The organism is Longitalea luteola, from assembly GCF_017356035.1.
GTDB lineage: Bacteria > Bacteroidota > Bacteroidia > Chitinophagales > Chitinophagaceae > Niastella > Niastella luteola.
The window spans coordinates 202,542-219,640 of sequence record NZ_JAFIQX010000010.1 but is presented as its reverse complement, the minus strand read 5'-3'; the positions used below and the strand labels follow the sequence as shown (position 1 = coordinate 219,640).

Here is a 17,099-nt window from a genome sequence, read left to right as displayed (position 1 = left end):
TAATTGCCCTATTTTACGCCCTGCTGCTGTATGAACCTGAAAATCATTACAGGAGTTGTGAATATGAAACAGGAAGACATTCTGTATTTACTGACCGCCAATCCTGCCATACAAATGATCCGGTCAAGGAGCGCCCGTTGGTATTTGCCGTTTTTATACCATGTATATAAGGAGGAGAACCGGTTTGTTATTGGAGAAGAGCTTTTGATACAATTATTAACAGAAACGCTTTCGCACCAGGAAGATGGCACTGAGGACTTTGAAGAGGCTAAAATAGTTTTTGGTGAAGATGAAGAAACGCGCAGCCGCAAATACATTTTGAGCTGGGTACAAAAAAGAATTCTGCAAGACCTGCAGGATGCCGAAGGCAATATTCAATACCAGCTAAGCGCCCATACCGAAAAAGTTTTTCAGTGGCTGCTTACACTGCAGGCGCGTAATCACGTAGGAACGGAAAGCCGGTTCAAATTATTGTTTAACTCGCTGCAGGATATTGTTGAAAAAACCGAAGACGACCGGCCAAAGCGGTTGCAAATGTTGAAAGACCGCCGGGCAGAGATCGATAAAGAGATCAAGGCCATAGAACTGGGTGTGGCGCCCGATAATTATAGCAATGCGCAGGTACAGGAACGGCTCGATCTGTTCACCCGTCTTTGTTATGAGCTCATCAGCGATTTCAGGGAAGTGGAAGATAATTTCAAACAGATCCACCGCGCTATTGTAGAACAACATACAAAAGCCGAGCAGAACAAAGGCGCTATTGTTGGTTTTGCCTTTGCTGCGTATGACGCCCTGCGTAATAGTAACCAGGGAAAAAGCTTTTATGCGTTTTGGGACTTCCTCATCTCCCGGGCCGGTCAGCAGGACTGGAAAGAACTAACGGAACAATTGGTGGACTTATTAAAAGACCGCGGAATAGAAGCCGATGACCAGTTCCTGCAGAATATCAAATCGCTGTTGCTGGAGCAAGGGAAGACCGTATACGACGCCAACGATAAAATGGCCGAGAAGCTCAGCCGCATTATCTCTGAAAAAGAAATTGCCCGGCACAAACGCCTGCGCCAACAGATAGGTAACATCAAGGAGCTGATCTTTGATCTGATGGAAGACGAAAATGTAAATGCTGGCATTAGTTTGGATGAAGGCGTGGAAATAAAAATGTTGATGGAGCGGAAGTTGCAGTATGAACAGAAGAAAGCGGCGGTAGCGGTAAAGCAACCCGTAGCCGCCAGTGAAAAGATCGCCGATCCTGAAAGGTTCAGCCGCATTGTGAACACAAAACACATCGATAAAAAAAGATTATGGCAAAAAGTGGAGCATGCACTAAAAGAAAAGCAAACAGCTACCCTTAAGGAAGTGCTGGAGCAACAACCGCTCGAGAATGGCATTGCTGAGATCGTAAGCTACTTTAGCTTTTTGCGCGATAAGGCAAGCCGTGTGCAGGTGATCCATAATACCAGTGAGCATATTCCGTTAAATGAAGCTGCTACCAAATTTGTTGAAGTACCTTATTTATTATTTAGTAAATAACCGATATGAGCACCCAGCAAAGGATATTACCCTATACATCAGTATTTATAAAACTATTGAAAGGGCCCGTTGAATATGTGGAGAAAAGCACCTGGGAAAAATTGATACAATACAAAGCGGAGTTAACCGGATTTCTGCTGCAGATGGGCCTGGCCCTTGTACTTGATGAACAGGATGGTTACGCTTATATAAAGCATTACCCGTTCGAAGAGGATGAAAATCCCGTTAGCTGGACCCAGCGAAGAGCGCTCACCTATGAAGAAAGCGTGATGCTGGTATTGCTGCGTGAAATGATGGCCGAGTTTGAGGTAGGCGAAGCTACCAACCGGGAACTGATAAAAAAACGCCGGGAAATAAAAGAATATGCAGAACTCTTCTTTAAGGAAAATGCCAGCCGGGTGAAGTTCCTGAAAGAAATAGACCGGTTGATCGATAAAGCCGAAGAAAATGGTTTTCTGGATAAAACAGAAACGAATGACCTGGCCGATGAACAAAAGTTCCGGATAAAAAAGATCATCAAGGCGAAAGTCAGCAGTGAAGAACTGGATCATTTCTATCAGCAATTGGTAAAGATCAAAGAAGAAAAAGATTATAATGCCGGCGAGGAACAGTTGGAAGGCCATAAGGAACACTTGTAAAATTTGAACATCTAAAGGTTAAACCACGACCAGGCAGCGGTTAGGGCTCATTGCTGCAGTAAGGCGTGGTGTTTCGATAAAATCAGGAATAATATTTATGCAGTTAAGCGTTTTTAGTACTGATAGTCAAAAGAGCGGATTCCGGTTGCAATACATGGAGATATTTAACTGGGGTACGTTTGATGATGTGGTGCATAGCATCCGGCCCATGGGCGAAACCTGTTTATTGACAGGCGCCAACGGCAGTGGCAAAACCACTTTTGTTGATGCCCTGCTTACGTTGATCGTTCCTGAAAAAAAGTACCGCTTTTATAACCAGAGCAGCGGTAGTGAAAAGAAGGGCGACCGTACGGAGGAAACCTATGTTATGGGCGGCTATGGATCAATGAACAGCGAAAGCACCGGTACCCTGAAAACCCTGTATCTCCGCGAAAATAAAGACGAGGCATACAGTATACTGCTGGCCCATTTTGCCAATGAAGCAGAACAGGCCGTCACCCTTTTTCAGGTACGTTATTTCTCCAATGGTGAAATGAAAAGGCTTTTCGGTATAGCGCATAAAGCCTTGCGTATAGATGAAGATTTCAAACCATTCGACCTGAACGGTCAGTGGAAAAAGACCCTCGATCAACGGTACAATAAGGGTAGCCGTAAACAAATTGAATGGTTCGATGCAGCCAGCAAATATGCGCAGCAACTGGTACATGTATTGGGCATGCAAAGCGTGCAGGCCTTACAGTTGTTTAACCAAACCGTTGGTATTAAGGTGCTGGGTAACCTCGATGAGTTCATTCGCACCCATATGCTCGAACCCAGGAATATGGAAGAGTCTTTCCAGGACCTGAAAAAACACCTGGCTACCCTGCTCGATGCCCGCCGGAATATTGAAAAAGCTGAAGAACAGATCAAACTGCTGCAGCCGGTAGAACAACATTTCAAAGCATTTAATACTTTAAAAAGCGATATTGAAATAACGGAGCAGTTGCTACAAACCGCCCGCATCTGGAACAGCTATACCCGCAATGAATTGCTTCAGCAAGCCATTGAAGAAAGCGACACAACCATTAAAGACATTCAGCAAAAACAACAGGTTGTAAAGCTTGCCTACGATCAGCTGCAGGAAGAAGAACGGGTAATAAAAAACCAGATCGATCAGAACAAGGCGGGTCAGCGGATGCAACAGCTGGAAAAGGAAGCACAGCAATTGGAACTGGAAAAGCAGGAAGCTACCGAAGACCTGGCTTTATTTGCCAGCTGGTGCGAGGAATTGCAGGTAGAAGAAAAACAGCCGGCCGACGAAGCCGCCTACCACCGGATCGTAAAAGAAGTAAACAGGAAAAGGCTGGAGCTGGAAACGAAACAAAGGCTCAATGAAGAAGATGAATACAGTGCCAAACGCAATAAAGAAAAGGCCGATGCGGAGAAGAAAAAAGTGGAAGATGAACTGAATAACCTGTTACAGAGTAAGAACAACATTCCTTCCAATCTTATCAATGTTCGTAAAGAGATCTGCGATGCCCTGAATATTGATCAGAATGAACTTCCCTATTGCGGCGAGTTGATGCAGGTAAGAGCGGATTGTATAGAATGGCAGCCTGCCCTTGAGAAACTGCTGCGGGCTTTCGCGCTTCGCCTGCTGGTTCCGGATAAATATTACAAGAAAGTGAACAGGTATGTGAACAACAATACGCTGGGCATGCGGTTGGTGTATGAGCATGTAACGGATAATCCGCTGATGCAAAACCCGGGGAAGGATACCGTTTGTGAGAAGCTGGAGTTTCATCCCGATAATAAATTAAGCAGTTGGGTTGAGCAGCAGATCATCATGTATTTCGACCATGTATGTATAACTGATGAAAAGACCCTCGACCGGTACGATAAGGCCATTACGCTGAACGGATTGACCAAGAACAGATCGCGGCACGAGAAGGACGACCGCAGTGGGAAGAACGGTCCCGGTAAATATGTAATGGGTTGGAACAATGAGAAGAAAAGAGATTTTCTTATAAAGCGAAGGAACCAATTCGCCGATCAGGCCGTAAAAGCCGCTGAGACATTGGAAAAATGTAAAAGTAAAGCAGACCGCCTGCAGAAACAGTTCTATGCCATAACCCGTATTCGGGAACATAAGGGGTTTGCCGCTTTGGACATTGCCGGTATTCAGCGCAGTATTCATAAGATCCAGGAACAGATAAACGGCTTGCGCAAAGCGAATAAAGAGCTGGATAACCTGAAAGCCCAATTACTGGATATACAAAAGAAAAAAGAGGAAGCAGAAGCGCAACGCGGCCAGTTGCTGATCGATGAAACCAGGTTGAAAGACCGGATGGAGCAGTATCGTCAGCAGCAGGAAGCTTTACAGCCCCTGCTGCAACATATCAGCGAAACTGACAAGGATGGATTATTGCAGTTCCAGCAACAGCAGGCGGCCATATTATCAAATATAACCCTTGAGAATATTGATGACATATACGAAGGCTTAAAGGCGGAAAAGACGAGGTTACACGAAAGGCAAAAAGACGAACTGCACCGCGAAGAAACGCAGCTGAACAAATGTATCAATCGCATCAAGAACCCGTCTACAGAATTGAAAAGCAAATTTTCGCCCGAATGGGACGGCGATGTGCAGCACCTGCCCGAAGATGCGGCTTATGCGAATGAATACATAGATTGGCTGAACAAGCTGGTGCATGAGAACCTGCCCAAATACAAACGCGATTTCGAGAGCTATATCAACGATACGATTACGTATAAGATCGGTGGGTTGAACGAGGAAATGGAAAAATGGGAACGCGACATCAACAACAGCGTACAACGCCTGAATCAGTCGCTGAGCGGCATTAATTTCAACCGTCTGCCGGATACTTATATTCAATTAGGAAAAAGACCCGTGCCTTCCGGAACGGATATTAAGGAATTCAGGGGCCGTTTGCTGGATGCTTTGCCACAGGCCGCCAACTGGCAGCAAAGCAGTTTTGAAGAGAAATCAAAACATTTTACCCAGAAGGTGCAACCACTGATCGATGAGCTGGATAAAAACGAAAGTTACCGCAACAAGGTAATGGATGTACGTAACTGGTTTGAGTTCTGGGCCGATGAGAAATTCCGCAATACGGATGAATTGAAGAAAACCTACCGCCAGATGGGACAGTTATCGGGCGGTGAAAAAGCACAGTTGACCTACACAATTTTATGTAGCGCCATTGCATACCAGTTCGGTATCACCCGCGAGGGCAAGAACAGCAGGAGCCTTCGTTTCATTGCAGTGGATGAAAGCTTCAGCAACCAGGATGAAGAAAAAGCCACCTACCTCATGGAGCTGTGTAAACAGCTGCACCTGCAATTACTGGTGGTAACACCAAGTGATAAGATACAGATCGTTCAAAACTTTATTGCGCATGTGCACCTGGTACAGCGTGTTAACAACCGGCACAGCATACTGTACAATATGACCATCAAGGAATTGAAAGAAAAGATTGAAGAAGTGAATGGCGAGTTGGTGCAGTAAAAAAGGTGTGCCACACTTTGGAACTGTGGCACACCTTAGGATAACCCGCGACACGGTCTAAAACCAGGTCGCGGGTTTAAACCGCTGATTTTATCAATGTCCCAGTTTGATCAGCTTAATGGCTTCTTTTCTATTTCCCTGTTTCACTTCCAGGTAATAAACACCCGGCACATAACCGGCGCCCAGGAAGAATAAGCCGGTAGCCGGCAGCCCACTTCTTGCTTCAATAAGCTTTCCTGCATTGTTTACAACAGAAATGCTGAGTGGCTTGGGCGATGTGCTCAACGTCATAATGGTGAAATGGGCAGGCGTAGGATTCGGGAACGCCTTTACGGTCAGGATACCATCGTTTTCGCCCGGTAAATTGGATACAGTAACCGTGGTTGAACCGGTGCTTGTATTGCCTGCACTATCGGTAGCAGTGATAGCAATGGTATAGATCCTGTCTTTATGGAAATATGATTTCTCCGCCCTTAATTTAACATGGTGTTCATCTACAATTACCCAGTCAGGCTCGTGATGGCCGGTAGCCGGTTCATTGCTGGTAACGGCCAGGGAACTGGTTACAAAGCCGCAATTATCGGTAGTGGTATAGTTGATGGTAACATCATGCATTTTATGGTTCGGTGGCCATAACACTTGCGGCGTAGTTGAAATATCAGTAATAACTGGTGCAGTATGGTCAACTGTTCTTACATGGAACGTACAGGTGTCGGCATTACCGGCTGCATCGGTAGCTATGAGCGTAACCAGCGTATCCAACTGACCATTTAGGATACTGCCGGCTGCGGGCATTTGCGTAATCGTAACCGGCGCAGATGCGTGTACGGTGGCTGCCCCGGTGAAATCAGGCAGTACTACTGAACAGGAGTTGTTCAGCACCAGCAGCGTGTCGGCCGGACAGGCAATGACCGGCGGCAGGTTGGATACAATGGCCGATGCGGCGCTTTCATTATGGAAACGGTCTGTAGTGGTAATTGTATAATAATAGGTACTATCGGCAGTTACCGACGTGTCGGTATAAGCGGTTGTGTCGTTGTTGGTAATGTACAGGATGTTTTCAGCCTGGTTAATGTCGATCACCGGGCTGGTAGAGCGGTAGACCACAAATTGCCAGGCCTTATTCAGGGGATCGCTGGTAACGGGTTTGGTCCATTTCAATACAACCGAATCGTTCCCATACTTAACGGCGCTTACATCAGCTGGTTTGTCGGGCGCAACGCTGTCGCGCCAGGGCATGTTGGGCAGCAGGGCCGGCTTGTTATAAAAGAACAGGCGTAACGAATCGCGGAAACCCAGTTTGGTGGCACTGCGCATACTACTGGTATTGTAAACCGCCTGTCCGTGAATATTCGCAAGCGAACGGTTCAGTCGTACTTCATTCGGGATCATAGACGGGTTGGCCCAGTTAACGCCCTGCGCAGGATCATTTACTTTGTAACCTGCAAGGCCAATATACATGTGCCGGCCATAGGTGTTGTTATTCCACCAGGGAACCACTACGCCGTAATTGGCGCCGGGCTGGCCGATATACCAGTATACCTGGGGGCATAAATAATCAACCCAGCCCTGTTGTATCCATTTACGGGTATCGGCAAATAAAGAAGTATAATGTTCCAGGCCGCTGGTGGCTGAACCGATATCGGGATTGGTACTGTTGCGATAGATGCCTGAAGGGGACACGCCAAATTTTACCCAGGATTTTATGCTTTTGATGCTGTCGTATACCCGGGCGATCAGCAGGTTCACGTTATCCCTGCGCCAGTCGGCCTTAACAGTAAAGCCGCGCGGATCGGCAGCGAATGAAGCACTATCATTAATAGGTGTTACGCCGGCGCCGGGCGGTGAAGGATAAAAATAATCATCGAAATGGATGCCATCTACATCGTAACGGTGCACAATATCTGTGATCACGCTGGTCACATAATCGCGAACTGCTGGTAAACCCGGATCCAGGATGCGTAAGGTGCTTTGGCTTAACAGCCATTCGGGATGCGTTTTGGTTACGTGATTAGCCGCAAATGACGGAATGCTGTTTGCATTGCCCGCCGCACGGTAAGGATTTAACCAGGCGTGAAATTCAATTCCGCGTTTATGGCATTCTTCAATAGCGAACTGCATGGGGTCCCAGTAGGGTTGGGGTACTTTGCCCTGCGTGCCGGTAAGGTCTGCCGACCAGGGTTCAATGTTACTGGCATACATGGCATCGCACTGGCTGCGTACCTGGATGAACAGGGCTGTTAGTCCGGTCGCTTTGTGATGATCGAGAATGTTTAATAAAGCGGCCTGTTGTTGAGCCGGTGTCTGGCTGCGATTCGGCCAGTCGATATTAAGGTAAGTGGCAATCCAGGCGCCCCTGAATTCCCGTTTTGGTGCATTTTGTGCAAGCGCTGAAATACATAGCAAACAAGTTGCATAAACAGGTAGTAGATTTTTTAACATGGTAGGTTATTTTTGCAGATGTTGCCGAATTTACAGCCTCTGGTCCAAATATGCCGGGACTTTATAGCCGCAAAAACTTGCAAGCGGAAGCATTTAATGATTAATTCATTGCGTGAATTATTTTATGCAGGCCACAACCGATTGTAAACCGTGCATGCAAGGCACGGCTATCAGTAGGTGAAAGTCAAATAAGGAAACAGATTAATATGTATCGAAAAAGAATAGATGTAGATGTTGTCATGGATATCCTGAAAGCGTTGCTGGAAGCGCAACCGCATTCAACGTTTGTGGCAAGCCTGTATCAGCAGTACCAGGAGCGGGGTGGTTTAAGTAAAAAGCAACTGGAAGGATTGTATAATAAATCGCTGAAAGTAAAATCTATTCCGGCCAATAAGCTGGCTACGCTGGAAGCGATGATCCTCAAAAGACCCAACCGGTATAAATCGACTCCGCCACCCCCAAAACCGCTGTATGAAAAAGATGAAAGGATCGGTCAGCTGATGGAAGCCATACTGGCAAAATATCCCCAGCACAAGCGGGTGCTTTTTTTGAAATCGAAATATGATAATAATGAAACGCTAAGTTCCGCGGAAGTGCTGGAATTGGAACGGTTTATTAAGGTGCTTAAATAGTTATAGGATTACGTTACTTAGTAAAGCGTTTGTGGTTTGTTGTTTATGGTTTGTGGTTCGAAACCCCGAGATGAAGGAAAAGACTGCAAAAAATTAGTAGTGAATGCGGAAATAAAAGAACCACAAACAACAAACCATAAACCACAAACCCTGACTAGCTTTCTTCGTCAAAGTATAACTTATAATACTTTTTCCCGCTCATGTCATCAACTCCTTTTTCAATAAGGTCGCGGCGGCCATGAATATAGATGTGGAAGTTCTTGTCGAGCTTTAAAACGGACTTGAATGCCCGCTGTTGTTGTTTTACGGCAGAAACGTGTATGGCGAATTCATCCTGGATCTCAAAGTTGCGCGAAGATTCGAAGTTCTTTTTATAATCCATGAAAGTATCTACAACCTCCTGGTGATGGATCACCTCATTGGTGAATTCTTCTATACTGAACTGCTCTTTGGTTTTGAAGTATTCCATAGAGCGGTTGAGCATATCTATCTGGTCACTTTTCGATACATCGAATTTCTCGGGATACTCATTGGTGATAAAGCTCTTGCAAAGACTCAGGTATTTATCAGTATGATGGTAACTATCGGAATAAGGTGCTACCTGCAGAAAATCGGTGACCCAGTATTGAGCATCGTTTTGTTTATTGGTAGCATCCACTATGCATACTTTATACCCTTCATTGGTATTGGTGTTGAAGATCAGGCAGCCTTTATCGAGTTTATTGATGTTCACACCTTCTTCCTGTATCACCTCCCAGCTTTGACCATGCTGGAACACTTTTAGAAAAGTTTCTTTGGTCTCTGACTTGAACAATCCCACGGCGCGGGTAAAATCACCTTCGAAGGGCACATCGTCAAAAAGCACGACATAAAACTCTCCTTCCTTTACTTTTACGTGGGTTGATTTGCTGTACAGGAATTGCGCCAGCAGGGCAGATTGTTGCAGAAAGCTGTCCCTGTCTTCAAATATCTTACGCACAAAGGCGTACACCTCGTTCATTTGTACGTCGCTGATATGGGTAAAACGGTATATTTCGTTTTCATTGAACGGGCCCAGGAAGTATTTGGTGAGCAAGGCCCTAACTATATCATCGTTCAGGGTGAGCGGGTTGGCAGAAAGCTTTAAGTCTTCGCCTCTGGACGGATTCCCCACTTTATGAACAATAACCTGTTGCAACTGTACGCTGTCAATGCCGGTCATAACCTGTTTTTGAGGCCGCGAAGATAACAGGAAGAACGTGAAAATGAGAAGTGGCAAAACCGAAAAATATTGCTAAGGACGGGCTGAATGTTAATAAGTTTCCGGCGTTATTTGATATCAAAATCGATCACTACTTTTTCGGTGCGCGGGTGGCTCTGGCAGGTGAGAATATAACCGGCATCTACCTCCTCCTGTTCCAGGGCATAGTTGGTGTCCATATCAACCCTGCCTTCAATCAATTTGGCTTTACAGGTACTACATACGCCGCCTTTACAGCTAAAAGGCAGGTCGGCGCCCTGCTGCAGTGCCGCTTCCAGAACGGTGTCGCCATCAAACGGCAGGTCGAAGTCAAAGGCAATACCATCCAGTTTTACGGTAACCCTGCTTTTTTCTATGCTGCTTTCTTCTGGTCTGACTTCCGACTTCCGGCTTATGACTGCTGCATTCTCCCCCGGTGTGGTAAAAAGTTCAAAATGAATTTTCTTTTTTTCTATACCGCGTGCCTGCAGCCAGTTCATTACTGTGAAGATCATTTGTTCAGGGCCGCAGATGAAGATATCATCCATGCCCTTTACGTTGATCAGCCTTTCGCTCAGCTGGTTTAGTTTGTTGTCATCGATCCGGCCTGAATAAATAGCGGCATCCGTTTGTTCACGGCTCAACAGGAAATGAATAGCCAGCCGGTTGATGAATTTATTTTTTAAGGCTTCCAGCTGTTCTTTAAAAATTATGCTGCTGCGGTTCTGGTTGCCGTACACCAATGTAAAAGAGCTGTCAGGTTCGGTTAACAGCGTCGTCTTGATAATGGAGATAACGGGAGTGATACCGCTGCCGGCGGCAAATGCCAGGTATTTTTTCTTATGTGCCGGGTTGAGTTCAGTAAAGAAAGTACCGGTGGGCGGCATTACTTCCAGCACGTCGCCTTTTTTCAGCATATTATTCGCCCATACAGAGAATTTGCCATAAGGCGCTTTCTTAATAGCTACACGCAATTCATTATCGGTAGGGCTGCTGCAGATAGAATATGACCGGCGTACCTCTTCATTATTAATTACTGTGCGTAATGTAAGATTTTGTCCATGTTTGAAGAGGTAGGCGTGCTTCAGGTCATCAGGCACCTCAAATGCGATGGACACACAATCGGGCGTTTCTTTTCTGATATCAGCAATCGTCAATTGATGAAAATGCGTAGCCAACGGGCGAATTTTTAGTGAACTATACTTGTTTTCTGAGGCCATCAACCAGTATCTGCACCATATTATCTTCCAGGAGTTCACCCGGGATCTTCTTTTTACTGCGGTGCCATGATTCAATGCCGCTGACTGCATGCAGCATGATCAATACCGCGGTAGGTGCGTCTATTGGTTTTATTTCTCCCTTACGAATTCCCTCTTCAATAACGGAGGCTATGCGTTGCCGGTAAGCTCTGCGCTGGCTCTGCATATTCGATAAGTAAGGATCGGTAAGGTGTTTCCACTCCCGGTCGCTTACATACACTTCTTCGTAGTTGTCGAGCATTTGCTTTATATGGAAACGAAGGATGGCCTGTATCTTTTCAATGGCGGTCTTGTTGGGCGTGGCATCCACTTCCTCGATGTGCGACATGAAATTATTCGCCGTTTTAAAACAGATCTCCTGCAAGATCTCGGCTTTTGAACTGATATGGTTGTACAGGCTGGCTGCCTCTACACCAACATGTTCGGCCAGGTCGCGCATGGATGTGGCGCTGAAGCCCTTTTCGCGAAACAGCTTGGCTGCTTTGGCGATGATAACGTCTTTCCGTGTACCGTTTCTGTTTCTTTTAATTTTAGCCATATAAATCGGGGGTCAAAGATAATAAAATACTAACAATTGTTAGCGCTATTTACATGATTATCAGGTAAAAAAATAAAATTAGCCTACTAACGAATAATCGGCAATAACACTAAGTGGGCAGTAGTACGGAAACAGGTCATAATCATAGCCGCCGTAAAACGGCTGCAGTAGTCAATGTAGTTTAGCGTTGTATATATTAACGCAATTGGTTAGCGATCAGGTGTAACAAGATGGGGCAAGTTAATAAATAGTCCGTCAAAACCGCCGGGTTGTTTCAACACTTGCGGAATTTCGCGTACGTTTGCACGCCGCAGCAACCCGGTTCAACTCGGACGCAGGGTTGGCAGCGGTAATATCTGATTCCTTCATTAATAATTAATTAGTTACCCGGTACCCCCTGTAAGGATGGGCAAAGGGTTAAAAATTTACTTATGTCATTGATCGTTGTGGGCACCATGGCCTTTGATGCTATTGAAACGCCCTTTGCCAAAACCGACCGGATTGTAGGCGGATCAGCCACTTATGTTGCTTACGCAGCCAGCAATTTCATTCAGCCTATTCAGCAGATCTCCATCGTAGGATTCGACTTCCCGAAAGAAGAGATGGAAGCGTTGAAAAGCAGGGGTGTTGAATTGGAAGGCGTAAAAGTCGTGCCCGATAAGAAATCCTTTTTCTGGAGTGGCCGCTACCATATGGATATGAACAGCCGCGATACACTGGTTACCGACCTGAATGTATTGCTTGATTTTGATCCTGTGGTACCCCCCTCTTATCAAAGCGCAGAGTTCCTGATGCTGGGCAACCTCGATCCCAAGATCCAGATGAGTGTGATCAGGCAAATGAAGACCCGCCCCCGCCTGATCGTTATGGATACCATGAACTTCTGGATGGAAAGCACCATGCCTGAGCTGGAAGAGGTGCTGAAAATGGTTGATGTGCTCATGCTGAACGATAGTGAAGCCCGTCAATTGAGCGCCCAGTTCTCACTGGTAAAAGCCGCCAAGGAAATATTGAAAATGGGCCCCAAATACCTGATCATTAAGAAAGGAGAACATGGCGCTTTGTTATTCCATGGCGACCAGGTGTTCTTTGCACCCGCTTTACCGCTTGAAGAAGTATTTGATCCCACTGGAGCCGGAGATACTTTTGCCGGTGGTTTCATGGGTCATATCGCCCGCACAAAGGATATTTCATTCGACAATATGAAAACGGGCATTATTGTGGGTTCGGCTATGGCTTCTTTCTGTGTGGAGAAATTTGGTCCACAACGCCTGAAAGAGATCACCCGTGCCGACATCGATACCCGCATTCAACAGTTCGTTGATCTGGTGAATTTTGATATCGAGCTCGTGTAAAAGCACAATAAATAATCGTTTATAATAGAAACCCTGCCTTGGCAGGGTTTTGTTTTATTGCAATTACCTGCTCGCCAATGTAACCACCTGTTTGAATTTTCGGGTTTTGCCCTGGCCATTAAAAAGCTCTGTTAGCACCACATATATTCCAACGGGAAGTTTATTCAGTTTGTCGTCCAGTCCATCCCAGCGGAAACGGCCCTGCGCCGGCAAGGTAGCATTTTGCGCCAGGTGGCGAACGGTTCGGCCATTCGCATCGAAAATGCGGATGTTGGCCACATAACCTGGCTGCTCAAGCCGATAGTCAATCGCAGCGAAATCATTGAACCCATCATTATCGGGAGAAAATACAACCGGCGTTATTGTCACCTGGCCGGAAACCTGTGCATCAGTCATGAGTTGCGAATTGGGATAACCCGGCGTGCCAAAACCAGCCGTAGAAGCGGCCGACGACCAGTTTGATCGTTCCTGGGTGGGCTGGTTGTAGTTGATGCGTTCAAGTGCAATCCCTTCCTTATCGCTAATAAGCCCGAAATGCCAGCTATGGTCGTAGTGTAATTCGTCAACAACAGCTCCCTGCAGGTTCATCAAGACAACTGTGCCTTTATCATCGGGCAAAGATGGAAGGGCGGACAGTTCCATGATCAGCGCCGGATCTTTCACCAGGTACCGTTGTTGCAACCAGAACTTGTTTTCGGTGAGAACAAGGTAATCACCCGGAAAAAATGACCAGGGAACGGGGCTTACCGGCATGGCGCCGGTTACCTGCCCCGTGCCGTTGCGAGTGGCCACATAAAGTTGTTTCAGGTCAATGACACGGTTGCTCCGGTTGTATATTTCAACGTAATCAACACCATCGGGGTCGGGATTGAACAGGACTTCATTAATAATAATGTCCTGGTTGCCGGCCATGACGGGCAATCCGGCTTTGGCGGTATTGAATTGATGAATGAGGTTACCTGCACAGTCTTTCACCTGTTGAACGGTTAATTCATATTGGGTATTACTGTTAAGTGGCGTGGCCAGTTTTAGAGCAACCTCAGTGCATAAGGGCATAATAACGCCAGCGCTCACCGGATGCGCCACGCCGTTATTAAAACTATAGTTGTAAGGAGAGGCAGCCGTTGCACTGTCGAGCGGTTCATCGAACAGGGCTGAGATCGTAAGGCTGTCGCTGGTGAAGCTTCGGATCAAAGCGGGTGGTTGTTCATCGGCATTATTATCGTTCACGGCATTTACCTGTCCGGGCGACCCCCCCTGTAAGCTGGTGCTGGCTTTCCAGTTGTTCATTCCGGCGCAGGGATTTTTAGTATCGATCATTTCGAGGCTGAAACCGCCATCGCTTTTGACGGCATTTTGATACCAGCTGCTATTATAACCAACGGCATGTACCAGGCTGCCATTGGGCGCATACAGGGAAATGATATCGGCATCATTGTTCAGGGAGGGGAAATTGCTTACGCCTACTGTTGGGCCAAATGAGGAGAAGGCAGCCGCTGCACTGGCCGCACAAACAATCACAAAGCTATCGGGTTTCAGCTCGAAAGAGGTTGTTATGGTTACGGTAGTGCTGCCATCGCTCAATTTCCAGTTGCGTATATTAAAAGCCGTTGCAGAAACATTTTTCAGTTCAATAAACTCTGCATTAGGTAGTTGTACAGGTGGTGCCGGATCGGGCAGTATTTCATCGATCACGACATCGAAGCGGTTTGGCAGCTGGGCAATGGAGCTGGTGGTGGTAAACAGGCAGCAGCATGACATTAAGGACAGCCGTAAACATAATAGCACTGTTGAAATGGGCATATTTTGTTAAGTTTTAATGCCACCGGAACAGAGCCATTTGAAAGTTGTGCAATATATATTGCTGATTGAAATAATGTTAAAAGCTCACGTTTTCTTCCTCGTTTTATTGATAAAGATTAAGAGCAGTGCGCCATTCAGGCCGCTATCGTTAAAAAATTAATTTGGGTATAATGCGTTTGGTGACTAATTTTGGCCACGAAATGCAAAAAATAAAGAAATATACAAAGGTTACCAAGACAAGCTCCATACACGGGGAAGGTTGAGGACTACTTTGTATATCAACATATTCAGGAGCCTTCCCACAAAATGGGAAGGCTTTTTTTATTTAAACATACGCTGCCTGTAAAAGGGAGCGTTCAACCAAAAAAACAAAACAAAAGGAGCAAAACATGAAAGTCGCGGTTGTAGGTGCTACCGGTTTAGTAGGTACCAAAATGTTACAGGTTTTAGCCGAACGCAATTTCCCGGTTACAGAACTGCTGCCAGTAGCCTCTGAAAGATCAGTTGGAAAAGAAGTAACCTTTAAAGGAAAGAAATTTAAAGTGGTTAGCATGACAGATGCTATTGCCGCAAAACCTGCCGTGGCTTTATTTTCCGCCGGTGGCAGCACATCTCTGGAATGGGCGCCTAAATTTGCTGAAGCAGGCATTACCGTTATCGATAACTCTTCGGCCTGGCGTATGGACCCTACCAAAAAACTGGTGGTTCCCGAAGTGAATGCGCATGTACTGGGCAAGGATGACAAGATCATTGCCAATCCCAATTGCTCTACCATTCAAATGGTTGTGGCATTGCAACCTTTGCACAAGAAATATAATATCAGCCGTGTGGTAGTATCAACCTATCAAAGCGTTACCGGTACTGGTAAAAAAGCGGTTGACCAGCTGATGGGCGAACGCAACAAAGCGGTTCAACAAGCCAATGGCGAATATCCCATGGCGTATAAATATCCCATTGACCTGAACGTTATTCCCCAGATCGATGTGTTCCTCGATAACGGTTATACGAAAGAGGAAATGAAAATGGTGAATGAAACCAAAAAGATCATGGGCGATGATTCCATCCGGGTAACCTCTACGACCGTTCGTATTCCGGTTATGGGTGGCCATAGCGAAAGTGTGAATGTTGAGTTCACTAAAGATTATGAGCTGAGTGAAGTGAAGCAACTGCTGGCAGCTGCGCCTGGCGTAGTAGTGGTAGATGATCCTGCCAACCAGCAATACCCCATGCCGATGGATGCGCATGAGAAGGATGAAGTGTTTGTTGGCAGATTGCGCCGTGATGAAACACAGCCCAATACCCTCAACATGTGGATCGTTAGCGATAACCTGCGTAAAGGGGCTGCTACCAATGCCGTTCAGATCGCTGAATACCTGATGGGCAAAGGCCTTCTGTAATAGTCTAAATTGATTATAATGTCGAATGTCGAAGACTAACTTCTACATTCGACATTTTTATTATTGGGCTATGCTAATCTTCTATTGACCGGTTGATGAACCGGATCATGGGCAGCAGGGTCTCAAAAGCTATGAGGGTCTTTTTAACAAGGTCTTTGGCCGTGAGCTCTGCATCTTTTACTGATTGCATGGCGATCCAGCTTTTCAGTTTTAAATAGTCGGCAGCGGGGTTGTCTTTATCGAAGCCCTGCGGTACCCTGCTTAAACCGATCCCTTCTTCTTTATACAGGTCGCCATAAACGGTGGTAAACTTCTTTGACTGAACGATCTTTTTGAACTCATCGTAACAATAATCTATTTCCTGTCTTACTTTCTTCATTTCTGCAGGCATTGGCATCCAGATGCCGCCACCTACAAAACTTTTGCCTGGTTCAAGGTGAAAATAATAACCGGCATAGATCGACTTGCGGCCGCCCCGGTTAATGCTGGCGCCCATATTCGTCTTATAAGGCGATTTATCTTTTGAGAAGCGGACGTCGCGGTTTATGCGGAAAAGGCACTTTTTGGCTTCCTGTTCGCGAATGGTCTCATCTTTTTGGGCAAACCGGTCAATAACAGCCTGAATAAAGGTTTCAAAATCTTTTTTGGCATCCTCGTACTGTTTACGATGGGCATCGAACCAGGGCTTGTTATTGTTCTTTGAAAGGTCTTTAAGGAATTTTAATGTGGCAGTTTGAAGCATAGTCAAAGATAAGGAAACAAGGCGCAAAGCAGAAGG

12 protein-coding genes are annotated in these 17,099 nt (G+C 46.0%); 6 read left to right on the top strand and 6 right to left on the bottom strand.

The genetic code is table 11. The features are described 5' to 3' along the window. Window positions 1-30: 30 nt before the first annotated feature. The 3 genes from JUB15_RS21945 (at window position 31) to JUB15_RS21935 (ending at window position 5,676) form a co-directional block, all read left to right on the top strand. A complete protein-coding gene (locus tag JUB15_RS21945; protein WP_242696460.1) occupies window positions 31-1,530 on the top strand; it encodes a DUF3375 domain-containing protein in 1,500 nt (499 codons plus the stop codon). A gap of 5 nt (window positions 1,531-1,535) precedes the next feature. Further along, window positions 1,536-2,168 carry a DUF4194 domain-containing protein gene (locus JUB15_RS21940; RefSeq protein ID WP_207514797.1) on the top strand — a complete coding sequence of 211 codons (633 nt, stop codon included), beginning with the start codon at window positions 1,536-1,538 and terminating at the stop codon, window positions 2,166-2,168. 97 nt (window positions 2,169-2,265) lie between these two features. After that, on the top strand, window positions 2,266-5,676 hold the full coding sequence (locus JUB15_RS21935; protein ID WP_207514796.1) for an ATP-binding protein: 3,411 nt from the start codon (window positions 2,266-2,268) through the stop codon (window positions 5,674-5,676). Between the two features lie 93 nt (window positions 5,677-5,769). On the opposite strand, the gene JUB15_RS21930 is transcribed toward JUB15_RS21935, so the two are convergent. After that, window positions 5,770-8,118 carry a family 10 glycosylhydrolase gene (locus tag JUB15_RS21930; protein WP_207514795.1) on the bottom strand — a complete coding sequence of 783 codons (2,349 nt, stop codon included), beginning with the start codon at window positions 8,116-8,118 and terminating at the stop codon, window positions 5,770-5,772. Between the two features lie 206 nt (window positions 8,119-8,324). Here JUB15_RS21930 and JUB15_RS21925 point away from each other — a divergent pair, with 206 nt between their 5' ends. After that, entirely contained in the window at window positions 8,325-8,750 is a 426-nt protein-coding gene (locus tag JUB15_RS21925; RefSeq protein WP_207514794.1) for a hypothetical protein, read from the top strand. A gap of 154 nt (window positions 8,751-8,904) precedes the next feature. Here JUB15_RS21925 and JUB15_RS21920 read toward each other — a convergent pair whose 3' ends face one another. The 3 genes from JUB15_RS21920 to JUB15_RS21910 all read right to left on the bottom strand — a co-directional run bounded on the left by JUB15_RS21920 (window position 8,905) and on the right by JUB15_RS21910 (window position 11,766). Beyond that, window positions 8,905-9,951, bottom strand: coding sequence for a nucleoid-associated protein (locus tag JUB15_RS21920; RefSeq protein WP_207514793.1), 1,047 nt, complete (start codon window positions 9,949-9,951; stop codon window positions 8,905-8,907). A gap of 107 nt (window positions 9,952-10,058) precedes the next feature. Next, window positions 10,059-11,147: a 1,2-phenylacetyl-CoA epoxidase subunit PaaE gene (gene paaE / locus JUB15_RS21915; protein ID WP_207514792.1), complete on the bottom strand. Its 1,089-nt coding sequence runs from the start codon at window positions 11,145-11,147 to the stop codon at window positions 10,059-10,061. A 19-nt stretch (window positions 11,148-11,166) separates the two neighbouring features. Then, window positions 11,167-11,766 carry a TetR/AcrR family transcriptional regulator gene (locus JUB15_RS21910; protein ID WP_207514791.1) on the bottom strand — a complete coding sequence of 200 codons (600 nt, stop codon included), beginning with the start codon at window positions 11,764-11,766 and terminating at the stop codon, window positions 11,167-11,169. A 431-nt stretch (window positions 11,767-12,197) separates the two neighbouring features. Between JUB15_RS21910 and JUB15_RS21905 the strand changes: the two genes are divergently transcribed. After that, on the top strand, window positions 12,198-13,121 hold the full coding sequence (locus JUB15_RS21905) for a PfkB family carbohydrate kinase (RefSeq protein WP_207514790.1): 924 nt from the start codon (window positions 12,198-12,200) through the stop codon (window positions 13,119-13,121). A gap of 63 nt (window positions 13,122-13,184) precedes the next feature. Here JUB15_RS21905 and JUB15_RS21900 read toward each other — a convergent pair whose 3' ends face one another. Beyond that, window positions 13,185-14,924, bottom strand: a complete 1,740-nt coding sequence (locus JUB15_RS21900) for a lamin tail domain-containing protein (protein ID WP_207514789.1) — start codon at window positions 14,922-14,924, stop codon at window positions 13,185-13,187. Between the two features lie 389 nt (window positions 14,925-15,313). Between JUB15_RS21900 and JUB15_RS21895 the strand changes: the two genes are divergently transcribed. After that, entirely contained in the window at window positions 15,314-16,321 is a 1,008-nt protein-coding gene (locus tag JUB15_RS21895; protein ID WP_207514788.1) for an aspartate-semialdehyde dehydrogenase, read from the top strand. 73 nt (window positions 16,322-16,394) lie between these two features. Here JUB15_RS21895 and JUB15_RS21890 read toward each other — a convergent pair. Beyond that, window positions 16,395-17,099, bottom strand: a 705-nt coding sequence (locus JUB15_RS21890; protein WP_369411577.1) for a DUF2461 domain-containing protein, incomplete at its 5' end; no start/stop codon positions are given.

What these genes read in the sequence shown, in the direction of transcription:
- JUB15_RS21945 (WP_242696460.1), top strand. Translation starts at nt 31, where the DNA reads ATGAACCTGAAAATCATTACAGGAGTTGTGAATATGAAACAGGAAGAC.
- JUB15_RS21940 (WP_207514797.1), top strand. Translation starts at nt 1,536, where the DNA reads ATGAGCACCCAGCAAAGGATATTACCCTATACATCAGTATTTATAAAA.
- JUB15_RS21935 (WP_207514796.1), top strand. Translation starts at nt 2,266, where the DNA reads ATGCAGTTAAGCGTTTTTAGTACTGATAGTCAAAAGAGCGGATTCCGG.
- JUB15_RS21930 (WP_207514795.1), bottom strand. Translation starts at nt 8,118, where the DNA reads ATGTTAAAAAATCTACTACCTGTTTATGCAACTTGTTTGCTATGTATT.
- JUB15_RS21925 (WP_207514794.1), top strand. Translation starts at nt 8,325, where the DNA reads ATGTATCGAAAAAGAATAGATGTAGATGTTGTCATGGATATCCTGAAA.
- JUB15_RS21920 (WP_207514793.1), bottom strand. Translation starts at nt 9,951, where the DNA reads ATGACCGGCATTGACAGCGTACAGTTGCAACAGGTTATTGTTCATAAA.
- JUB15_RS21910 (WP_207514791.1), bottom strand. Translation starts at nt 11,766, where the DNA reads ATGGCTAAAATTAAAAGAAACAGAAACGGTACACGGAAAGACGTTATC.
- JUB15_RS21905 (WP_207514790.1), top strand. Translation starts at nt 12,198, where the DNA reads ATGTCATTGATCGTTGTGGGCACCATGGCCTTTGATGCTATTGAAACG.
- JUB15_RS21900 (WP_207514789.1), bottom strand. Translation starts at nt 14,924, where the DNA reads ATGCCCATTTCAACAGTGCTATTATGTTTACGGCTGTCCTTAATGTCA.
- JUB15_RS21895 (WP_207514788.1), top strand. Translation starts at nt 15,314, where the DNA reads ATGAAAGTCGCGGTTGTAGGTGCTACCGGTTTAGTAGGTACCAAAATG.